Here is a 202-nt window from a genome sequence, read left to right on the forward strand (position 1 = left end):
GTTGGCGCGCGCTTCGGCCGTCACACCCGTCACGGAAGTCTGCTGGTTCACCTTGGACGCGACCGACTGGGCCGTTTCGTTCAGCACCGTGGCAATCGTCGCGGCGCCGGCGGCAGCGTTGATCGCGAAAGTCTCAGCCGCCATGGCGTTGGCGCCCCAGGTCGCACCCGAAGCCACCGTCTGGGCGTTGGTCGCGGAGTTC

1 protein-coding gene is annotated in these 202 nt (G+C 68.3%); it reads right to left on the reverse strand.

Annotated features, from left to right (window positions below; genetic code table 11):
- Positions 1-202, reverse strand: a 202-nt coding sequence (locus tag HGR_RS17485; protein ID WP_006296392.1) for a hypothetical protein, incomplete at both ends; no start/stop codon positions are given.

The organism is Hylemonella gracilis ATCC 19624, from assembly GCF_000211835.1.
Classification (GTDB): Bacteria; Pseudomonadota; Gammaproteobacteria; order Burkholderiales; family Burkholderiaceae_C; genus Hylemonella; species Hylemonella gracilis.